The organism is Limnothrix sp. PR1529, assembly GCF_002742025.1.
GTDB lineage: Bacteria > Cyanobacteriota > Cyanobacteriia > CACIAM-69d > CACIAM-69d > CACIAM-69d.
This window is the reverse complement of record NZ_LIRO01000069.1, coordinates 39508-49579: the sequence shown is the minus strand read 5'-3', so window position 1 is coordinate 49579 and position 10072 is coordinate 39508. Positions and strand designations below refer to the sequence as shown.

4 protein-coding genes are annotated in these 10072 nt (G+C 48.9%); 3 read left to right on the top strand and 1 reads right to left on the bottom strand.

Annotated elements, in window-relative coordinates; translation table 11 throughout:
- Positions 1–151: 151 nt before the first annotated feature.
- The 3 genes from plsY to AMR42_RS11260 all read left to right on the top strand — a co-directional run bounded on the left by plsY (position 152) and on the right by AMR42_RS11260 (position 3586).
- A complete protein-coding gene (gene plsY / locus AMR42_RS11270) occupies positions 152–826 on the top strand; it encodes a glycerol-3-phosphate 1-O-acyltransferase PlsY (protein ID WP_099533557.1) in 675 nt (224 codons plus the stop codon).
- A gap of 344 nt (positions 827–1170) precedes the next feature.
- Positions 1171–2583, top strand: coding sequence for a 15-cis-phytoene desaturase (gene pds, locus AMR42_RS11265; protein ID WP_099533556.1), 1413 nt, complete (start codon positions 1171–1173; stop codon positions 2581–2583).
- A gap of 49 nt (positions 2584–2632) precedes the next feature.
- Complete coding sequence (locus AMR42_RS11260) at positions 2633–3586, top strand: phytoene synthase (protein WP_099533555.1); 954 nt, start codon at positions 2633–2635, stop codon at positions 3584–3586.
- Between the two features lie 79 nt (positions 3587–3665).
- On the opposite strand, the gene AMR42_RS11255 is transcribed toward AMR42_RS11260, so the two are convergent.
- Positions 3666–9935: an AAA family ATPase gene (locus AMR42_RS11255; RefSeq protein ID WP_099533554.1), complete on the bottom strand. Its 6270-nt coding sequence runs from the start codon at positions 9933–9935 to the stop codon at positions 3666–3668.
- Positions 9936–10072 lie beyond the last annotated feature (137 nt).

The following is a 10072-nucleotide window of genomic DNA, read 5'->3' as shown; positions in this document are numbered from 1 at the left end:
CCCGCCGACCCGCTCCCCGGTCAGGGCCAGCCCATCCCCCACCCCGCCGCCGCGATTCCTAAGCGCAACCGCCCTCAGTTGCCGAAGCCTAGCGGCCGGGATGCTGATAAAGTGGCGTTGAATTCAGCTTGGCGTTGGCGGACTGGAAACTATGGCTGTTGCGATCGCACTAGGATTACTCGTTTTGGCCTACCTGCTCGGCTCCATCCCCGCTGGATATCTAGCCGGGCGCTGGCTCAAGGGCATCGACATCCGCCAATATGGTTCCGGCTCCACCGGGGCCACCAACGTGATGCGCACCGTAGGCAAACCAGCCGGGATCACCGTCTTTATCTTCGACATCCTGAAAGGGGCGATCGCCATTGGCCTGGTGCGCGCCCTTTGGACTAGCGACCTCATCGTCGATCCCACCTGGCTGGCAATCAAGCCCTGGTTAGAAGTGGTCGCCGGTCTCACCGCCGTGATTGGCCACAGCAAATCCCTGTGGCTGAATTTCCAGGGCGGCAAATCCGTCGCCACCAGCTTGGGCACGTTGCTGGCCCTGTCTTGGCAAGTGGGCTTGGGCGGGTTCGCGGCCTTCTGTGTGGTGCTGGCCATTTGGCGATATGTGTCCCTCGGGTCGATCGTCGGGGCAATCATGGTCAGCGTGTTGATGCTGTCTTTGCAAAATCCCTTGCCCTACTGTTTATTTGGCTTGGCGATTACGGTGTTTGTGATTGCGCGACACAAGACCAACATCAGCCGCCTGTTGAAGGGAACAGAACCTAAATTTGGCCAAAAGGTGCAAATTCCCGAGCCTGTGTCCGACAGCGCCAGCGGTTCTTAGGATTTTGGCCCTACTTCTGTGGTGGTGTGCCGGGTCGAAAGCAGGCCGGTCAAAGATCGGTTAGGTCTTAAAAGCTCGCAGCCCAGCGCCGCTTAACCTTGATGGATTGGGGGCTTGGGTCTCTGGCCTGGCTCGATCGGGAAGTAGCCTGGGGATGACCATCTTCTGATTTGCCCCCAAATGTAACGAATTGCAACGTATAATAGCTCTGAAAAATTAATTCTTAAGAATTATTCAAGGGAATCCAACACCCATCGCATTTCAAGCGCGATCGGGCGGTTTCCACCCCCATCAGCCCTGTGGCTTCCGTTGTTTACCCCTAGCGAGTAGGACTGTTGAAATCCATGCGAGTTGCAATCGCCGGTGGCGGCCTAGCGGGCCTGGCCTGTGCCAAATATTTGGTCGATGCGGGACACCAGCCGATCGTGTTGGAACGCGAGGCCGTGTTGGGTGGTTTGGTGGCCGCTTGGAAGGATGAGGATGGTGATTGGCTGGAAACGGGGCTGCACGCCTTTTTCGGCGCTTATCACAACATGAAGCAACTGATGGGCGAGCTGGACATTCTCGATCGCCTGCAATGGAAGCGCCACGCCCTGGTGTTTAACCAACCGGAAAAGCCGGGAACCCTGTCTTGGTTTGATGTGCCGGACATTCCCGCTCCGTTTAATGTGATCATGTCGATTCTGCGGAATAACGACATGCTGACCTGGGAGCAAAAAATTCGGTTCGCGATCGGGCTGTTGCCAGCGATCGTGCGGGGTCAGCAGTATGTGGAATCCATGGATAAATACAGCCTCTTGGAATGGCTGCGGCTCCAGGGGGTGGATGAGCAGGTGAACACCGACATTTTCATCGCCGCCTCCAAGGCCCTGACGTTTATTAATCCTGAGGATGTGTCGGCTACGGTTCCCCTGACGGCGCTGAATCGGTTTTTGCAAGAGCGCTATGGGTCAAAGGTGGCCTTTTTGGATGGGGCCCCGCCGGAGCGGTTGTGCCAGCCGATCGTGGACTACGTGACGGCTCGGGGCGGAGAAGTGCGCACCCAAGCGCCGCTGAAGGAAATTGTTTTGAATGGCGATCGATCGGTGAAGTCTTTCATTGTGCGCGGTCAAAACGGCGCGCCCGATGAGGAAATTGTGGCCGATGCTTTTGTGTCCGCCATGTCGGTGGATGCCTTAAAGATCATGATGCCGGACGCTTGGCAAACCGTGCCGGAGTTCGAGAAGCTGCAAGGCCTCGAAGGTGTGCCGGTGATCAATGTGCAAATTTGGTTTGATTGCAAGTTGCCGACGATCGACCAGTTGTTGTTCTCCCGATCGGATATCCTCAGTGTTTATGCGGATATGAGCCGCACCACTCGGGAATACGAAGACCCGGATCGATCGATGCTGGAATTGGTGTTGGCTCCGGCCAAGGATTGGATCGGCCGCTCCGATGAAGACATCATTGCTGCCACCATGGACGAGCTGGCCAAGCTGTTCCCCGATCACATTCCCCACCAGGCAAAAGTTCGCAAAGCCAAGGTGAAAAAAACGCCCCGATCGGTCTACACGGCCCGGCCGGGATGCCAGGCCCTGCGCCCCCAACAGGAAACCTCGATCGGGAATTTTTTCCTGTCCGGTAGCTACACCATGCAAGAGTTTCTAGGCAGCATGGAAGGGGCTGTGCTTTCTGGTAAGCTGACAGCGCAAGCGATTGTCCGCAATGCCGCGCGCCTTGAGCGCGATCGCGATTTGGCCCTGGCCGCTTCCGCCTAAGCCACTCCTTTGACTGACCCATCGACCTTTCCCAGCCCCGCCGGTCTTCATGCTGCACTTGCCTGACCCGCCACGCACTAACACCCTGGCGACCCTGGAAGAATCCTATGAGTTGTGTCGCCAGGTCACAGCCAAGTACTCCAAAACGTTCTATTGGGGCAGTGCGCTGATGCCGTTGGCTAAGCGGCGGGCCATCTGGGCAATTTATGTTTGGTGTCGGCGCACTGACGAACTGGTCGATGGGCCCATGGCTAAACTGACCACGCCGGAGACCCTGGACGATTGGGAACGGCGACTCGAACAGCTCTTTGGTGGCCATGCGCTGGATGATTCTGATGTGGCCCTGGTTGACACGATCGGGCGCTACAACCTAGATATTCAGCCCTTCCGCGACATGATCGCCGGGCAGCGCATGGATCTCTATCGCAGTCGCTACGAGACCTACGAAGAGCTAGAGCTATATTGCTATCGCGTGGCGGGCACGGTGGGCCTGATGACCACGCCGGTCTTGGGGGTGGCTAGCGAGCCGGCCCGCGCCCCTTGGGATGGGTTTTTGCAAATGCAAACCAGCCCCGATCGCAACCCGGATGACCCCACGGAACGGGCGATCGCCCTCGGCATTGCCAACCAGCTCACCAACATCCTGCGAGACGTGGGCGAAGACCGCCACCGGGGCCGAATTTATCTGCCCTTAGAAGATTTGGAGCGATTCCGCTACACCGAACAAGACTTGATGAACGGTGTAGTTGACGATCGCTGGCGTGCCCTGATGCAGTTCCAAATTCAGCGGGCCCGCACCATTTTTGACAGCGCCGCCAAGGGCATTCGCCTGCTTCACCCCGATGCTCGTTGGCCCGTTTGGGCTGCTTTGATGCTCTACAGCCGAATTTTGCACTCGATCGAGCGCAACGGTTACGACGTGTTCAATAAACGCGCCTATGTCCCCACCACGGGGAAAGTGCGCTGTCTGCCCGTGGCCCTGATGCGATCGCAGGTTCTCTAGGCCAAGCTGTTAACCCGCCACCTAAAATCGTTGGGCCAGTCGATCGGTGCTCGTCAGCGACTGGCTCAATTCAAACTGCTCAGCCCTCGATCGGCAGTCGAATCAAAAATTCAGCGCCTTGTCCTGGCTCAGACTCAACGGTCAGACTGCCACCGTGTTTATCCACTACGATTTGTTGGGCGATCGCGAGACCCAACCCTGTGCCTTTACCTACGGATTTTGTGGTGAATAAATGGTCAAAGATTCTTGACTGCACCTCTGCATTCATCCCCTTGCCATTATCCCGAATCGTAATTTGTACCTGATCATCAATCAGAGTCGTGCTGATGGTGATCTGTTGAGGATGTGCCTCTAATTCCTTGAACGATCGACCCTGGGCCAGCTCATCAAACATATCGATCGCATTAGCCAGAATATTCATAAACACCTGGTTGAGCTGTCCCGGGAAGCAATCGATCGGTGGTATTTCGCCATAGTTGGTAATCACCTCGATCGCCGGCCGACTAGCATTCGCCTTGAGCCGATATTTCAGAATCAGCAGCGTGCTATCAATCCCTTCATGCAGGTTAGCGCTGACTTTATATTCCGTATCCGCACGGGAGAAAGTCCGCAAACTTGTACTAATCGACTTAATGCGATCGGTTGCCCCTTGCATTGAATTCAGAAGTTGAGGCAAATCTTCGCAAACATATTCCAAATCAATATCTTCAGCGTGATCTTGAATTGGAGAAGTAGGACTGGGATAATGCTGCTGATACAGGGCTAGATGTTCAAGCAAGTCTTGCACGTGCTCTTTGCCGTTATTGATGCTGCCATTCAGGAAGCCGATCGGGTTGTTAATCTCGTGAGCAACCCCCGCCACTAGGTTCCCCAAAGAAGCCATCTTCTCGCTTTGCACCATTTGCAACTGAGCATTTTTTAGTTCCTGCAATGTGCGTTCTAGATCTTCAGACTTTTGCTGAATTACAGCTTCAGCCAAAATTCGATCGCTAACATCCTGAATCATCGAAAAGATGCCAATAGCCTTCCCTTCATTATCTACCAGAGGCGTATTGATCCATTCACAAGTGATGATCGTTCCATCCTTCCGAATATTCTGATTTAAACTATGGAATCCCCCCCTTTGTTCCAGCAATGCTGTCATAACTTCAGCTACAAGGGGTCTATCCGATTCTGGAACAATCTGAGTTGCGTGATGATCCAGCATTTCTTCTGCAAGATAACCAAATATTCTTTCAGCGGATGGATTCCAGCTCGCCACCTTAAATTGGTCATTCCATTCGATAATGCCAACAGGTGTTTGCTGAATCAGAAATGTCAGCCTCTCTTGAAAATCCCTCAACGAAGCCTCTGCCGCTTCGCGCTCTTGTGATGCAGCTTTTTGCTCACTGATGTCCAACAAAAGTCCATCCCAAACCAACGTTTCATCTGCCAGTTTTTTAATGCGTGATTCTCCATGAATCCACTTAACTTTCCCAGATGGGGTAATAATTCTTCCCTCCCACCGCCAAGGTGTTAAGGCTTGAGCTGAATCAGCAATCGTTTGACGATACAGTTCAACGTCCTCTGGATGTGTCATATTCATGAGAATGCGTACGTCGGCGATCGCTTGTTCGGCCGTAACTTCGTACAGGTCATAACAAGCGTTGCTGATATAGGGCATTGATACTGAGCCATCAGTTTTCATGAGGAACTGATACACCACCCCCGGAACGTTATCCACTAGATTATGAAAACGGGATTGGGTATTGTCCAACTCATAGAGAGACTGCTCTAGCTGCTGACTATATTCTTGAGATTGTTGATAGAGTCGCGCATTTTCCAGAGAAACTGCCGCTTGAGTACAAAGAAAATTGAGCACTGCAATGCGATCACTTGTAAATACGCCGCTGGTTGATCGATTTTCCAAATACAAAATAGCGCTTAAATTTCCTTGACTGAAAATCGGCAAGCACAATACGCTCTTAGGTTGATGTTGAACGAGGTAATCGCCAATTACGGGAAGCTCAGTCTTGAGATCATCAACCACCACTGTCATTGAAGTGTTTTTTACGTAATGAATCAGTTTGGTAGGAACCGTAGAGTTATCTTCTAGCGGCACAGCTTGCAGTGCTACTTGTTTTGCATTTGCCATCACCCGAACTTGCCATCGATCGTCCTCGCAGAGCATTAAGGCACATCCATCTGCTCCAGAGTTTTCAAGCATGGCTTGGGTCAGCTTTTTGAGCAGTTCATCCAGGGCAATCGTGCTGGCGAAAGTCTGGGAAATTTGTAGCAATGCAGCTAAATCTAGAGTCTGATTGATATTGTTGGTAGAATACGTGTGAGGCGTAGAATGAATTGAATAAGTAGGGGCACTAAGACTCGATAGTGTTTCTAAAACAGTCAAGCGTTGATTTGCAGCTTGCAAAATGGGCTGCAATAACTGGGGGTAGCGTTCCTCTAAGTCATTTACTTTAGCCTTGGCTCCCCAGTGAGCATAGTGATAGTAAGCTTCTTGCATATAACTTTCAGCAATCTTCTCCTTTCCCCAATCAAGGTAAAACTTAGCAGTAAGTTCATTGGCGAGAGCCTCTTCTTGAATGAACTCGTTTTTTTGAGCCAGTAGGATGGCGCGATCATATAGATCAACTGCTGAACTGCGGTCTCCACTCAAACGAACAAGCTCTGCTGTAACTAAATAGTATTTGTGCAAAAAATTATTAGGACAAGCCTCAGCCCATTTTTCTAATAATTTCTGATGTTCTTGAATTTGTTGATAGTAAGCTAATTGAGTTTCTTCGTTCACATCAGCATAAATGGCTGCCAAACTCAAGGGATAATAAGTATGGTAGACGATGATGGGGAAAAATCCCATGTTTGCAGGCAATGTGTCTTGCAAAGTTTCTGATATTGCTAAAACTTGGGCATAATCACCTTTAAAGTAAGCCCGCTGTAAAACCAAAAACCCATACCAACTAATAGCAACGTTAAAGTGACTTTGTTGCCACAACCGAAAAAATGGATGCTCAAAGTAGCCAGGTGCTGTTAGGGTCTTGTCCTCAGTTATATCGTCTATTAGTTCTCGGACAAACTGTCTTTGAAGTTGAAAAACACACAGCATATTTTGATCATTTGTTTTTTCAACGTAGCCGAAATATTTTTGAATTTCTTCTTGTACAGAAAGCAGAGGAGTTCCTTTCAAAAGATGAGACCAAATCAAGAAAATAATTGCCCATGCCCCAAAAACTAAATCGCCCGATTCTGCACACAGCTCAGCCGATTGCTTATAGAGTGGTATATTCTCTGCTAAAGGCCGCGAAAAGGGGTTGATAATATGAGCAAAATGGTTATTGTTTTTGGCCATAAATTGAGTATTTTTAAACATACGGTCAATATCTAAGGCGACCTTGCCAAATTCATAAGCACTTTGATAATTTCCTTCAAATGCCAACATCATGCCGTAACAGCAATAAGCAAAGCTAGAGCTTTCTGCTCGTCCATACCTGAGGGATAGGTTCACCATGCGCAAAGTTGTTAGCAAATTCAGCAGTTGATTACCTGCCAAATAAGAAGCTGAATACAAAATTGCTAGAAGCTTCATGCAACTCTGCTGAACTGGTTCGGTCATTTCAGGTAAATTTAGCAGACCTTGAACTGACACTTGAGAAATATTAGTTTGAACTTGTTGCCGCTCTACCTCTACTAAAGATTTCAACTCGTTTTCATCAGTTGGCAATACCATTTCTAAAACAGCTAAACCTTTAATCCCTGCTTCAACGCTAGATAGCATATTTGTTCCCAAGGTCATTCGCTGCGTCATAAGAATGCTATAAATTTGAGCTGTATCTAGAGGATCTGTAATCCACTCTAAAATGTAGTTTAGTAAAGTTTCTGAAGTACTAAATTCACCAACAAGGTAGCTACATTCTGCTTTTTCCCGATAGAGACTTAGCATGAGATGATAGTGGGAGTTCCAGATTTCTTGAGATAATCGCTGAAGTCCAATATTAAAGTATTCAATGGAAGCTTGATAAGCGACCGAAATCTTGGCTTTCATGCCCGCTAAAAGTGCTAATTCTGCTAACTGAATCACCGATACAGAATATGGATCAGTGTCAATTCCTATGTTCAAATGATTGACAATATCAAAAACTGCGACTTCTAATTCTTCTTGTGGCGTACTATTCAGCAGGAGCTGTCCAACTTTAAGATGAGTGGCTTGCTTTCGTACCTGCGGAATCAAAGAATAAGCCGCTTGCTGCACTCGATCGTGCAGGAATCGATAGGCTGGATTGGCATGATTCTGAGCTTCAAGCTGCTCAACTTCCTCAGACTGAAAAAACTTGTAAACCTGAGTAATCGGGATGATTAATCCTTCCTGCAAAGCTCTCCACAAGACGGTGGCTGTTTCCGTTTGGGATTGCTCTGCCACGATCGCCAGGGTCTGCAAATCAAACTGTGCGCCAATGCAGGCCGCTAACTTCAAGATCTCTTGCGTCGCTGTCGGCAGTTTCTGTAACTGCAACGCCATAAACTCCACCACATCATCCGTCAGCGCCAGGGCATTGACTTGAGCAATGTCACATTGCCAATAGCCTTGGTCACGGTCAAAAACGATGTAACCATCTTCGTGAAGTGCTTTCAGAAATTGGGTTGTAAAGAAGGGATTCCCTTGGGTTTTACGATCGACCAATTGAGTCAGGGGTTGCGCTAACTCTGGGGTGCATTTCAAAGTATCCGCCACTAAACAATTGGTATGCTCCAGACTCAGTGGCAACAAAGTAATCGTATTAACAGTTAAATTCGCTTTTGTCAGTTCCCCGATCGTCAACATCAAAGGATGAACTGGTGAAACTTCGTTATCTCGATAAGCACCCAACATCAGCAGATAGCCACTGCTTTCCATGAGCACTTTCAGCAGTTGCAACGAAGCAGAATCAGACCACTGCAAGTCATCCAAGAAGATTACGAGAGGGTGATCGGCAGTCGTGAAAACCTGAATAAACTTCTGAAACAGTAAGTTAAATCGATTCTGGGCTGCGGTTCCTGACAGTTCTGGGGCTGCGGGCTGCTGACCAATGACCTGCTCTAGCTCTGGAATCACCTCAATCAAGACCTGGCCATTTTCACCAACAGCTTTGAGGATTTGAGCTTTCCATTCGGCTAATTGACTGTCAGACTCTGAGAGCAGTTGCCCCATCAGATCCCGCAAAGCTTGCACGAATGCTGATAAGGGAATGTTGCGATTGAACTGATCAAACTTCCCTTTGATGAAGTACCCTTTTTGCTGAGTGATGGGTTTATGAACTTCATTGACAACGGCAGTTTTCCCAATCCCCGAAAATCCCGCCACTAGCATCAGTTCTGATGCACCTTGGGAAACTCGCTCAAAAGACTTGAGTAGAATCTGTACTTCACTCTCACGACCATAGAGCTTTTCAGGGATTAAGAATCGATCGCTCAGATCCCGTTGTCCCAACTCAAACTCAGTAACTTTGCCTGTTGCTTCCCACTGGCTTAAGCATTGCTGCAAATCATGCTGAAGACCCAAAGCACTTTGATATCGATCCTCAGCATTTTTAGCCATCAGTTTTGCCACGATCGCCCCTACGATCCTGGGCACTGACGGATTCACCTGATCCACTAGCTGTGCTGTTTTGGCGATATGGCAATGCAACAACTCTAAGGGATCATTCGAGACGAAGGGAAGCGTATTATCTGTAGTGAGCAATTGGTAAAGGGTGATTCCTAGGGAATAGTAATCAGCGCGATAATCAATGCCACGATTCATACGCCCGGTTTGCTCGGGAGCCAGGTAGGCTAAAGTTCCCTCTAAAATATTTGGATTTTGAATTTCTTGGGTTTCTTTAGGCAACAAAGAGGCAATACTAAAATCAATTAATTTAATTTCTTTTGATTCGGGATCAATCAAAATATTGGCGGGTTTAATATCTTTATGAATAACACGCTGCTGATGCAGATCGTGCAGAATGGTGGTCAGTTGCAGGGCAATCTTGAGCACTTCAACCCAATTAAGCTTGTGTTGCTGTAGGTATTGATTGAGAGATAATCCTCCCCAATCTTCCATCACCAGCACATAGCCATTCCCCAAGGACTGAAGATTCAGGGGATGAATAATGCCAGGTAAATTGAGGTTTTTGGCGATCGCGTATTGATTGCGAAATTGCACCAGTTCGCCAAAGGTGGGATAGTCCGACAGCAAGACTTTCAACACCACCGATCGCTGATCACCATCCTGGACAGCTCGATAGACAGCCGTTCGCGATCCCCAATACAGTTGCTCCGTGATTGTGTAGCCACCAATTGCAGGCAATGGCTGGGATGAAGAGCTGGTGAGGGGGGACATGGATGTGGTTAAGAAGAAAACCTACTTTTCAGTATAAAGCTCCCTTCTGGTGATGCGGCAACCTTGAAGTGCCTAATATGACATGACTTACGGACGTAATTTATCTCGATATAACAGCTTAGTATTGCGTAATAGAA

Excerpts from the sequence above, each read along its gene's own strand:
- plsY (WP_099533557.1), top strand. The coding sequence starts at position 152 with ATGGCTGTTGCGATCGCACTAGGATTACTCGTTTTGGCCTACCTGCTC.
- pds (WP_099533556.1), top strand. The coding sequence starts at position 1,171 with ATGCGAGTTGCAATCGCCGGTGGCGGCCTAGCGGGCCTGGCCTGTGCC.
- AMR42_RS11255 (WP_099533554.1), bottom strand. The coding sequence starts at position 9,935 with ATGTCCCCCCTCACCAGCTCTTCATCCCAGCCATTGCCTGCAATTGGT.
- AMR42_RS11260 (WP_099533555.1), top strand. The coding sequence starts at position 2,633 with ATGCTGCACTTGCCTGACCCGCCACGCACTAACACCCTGGCGACCCTG.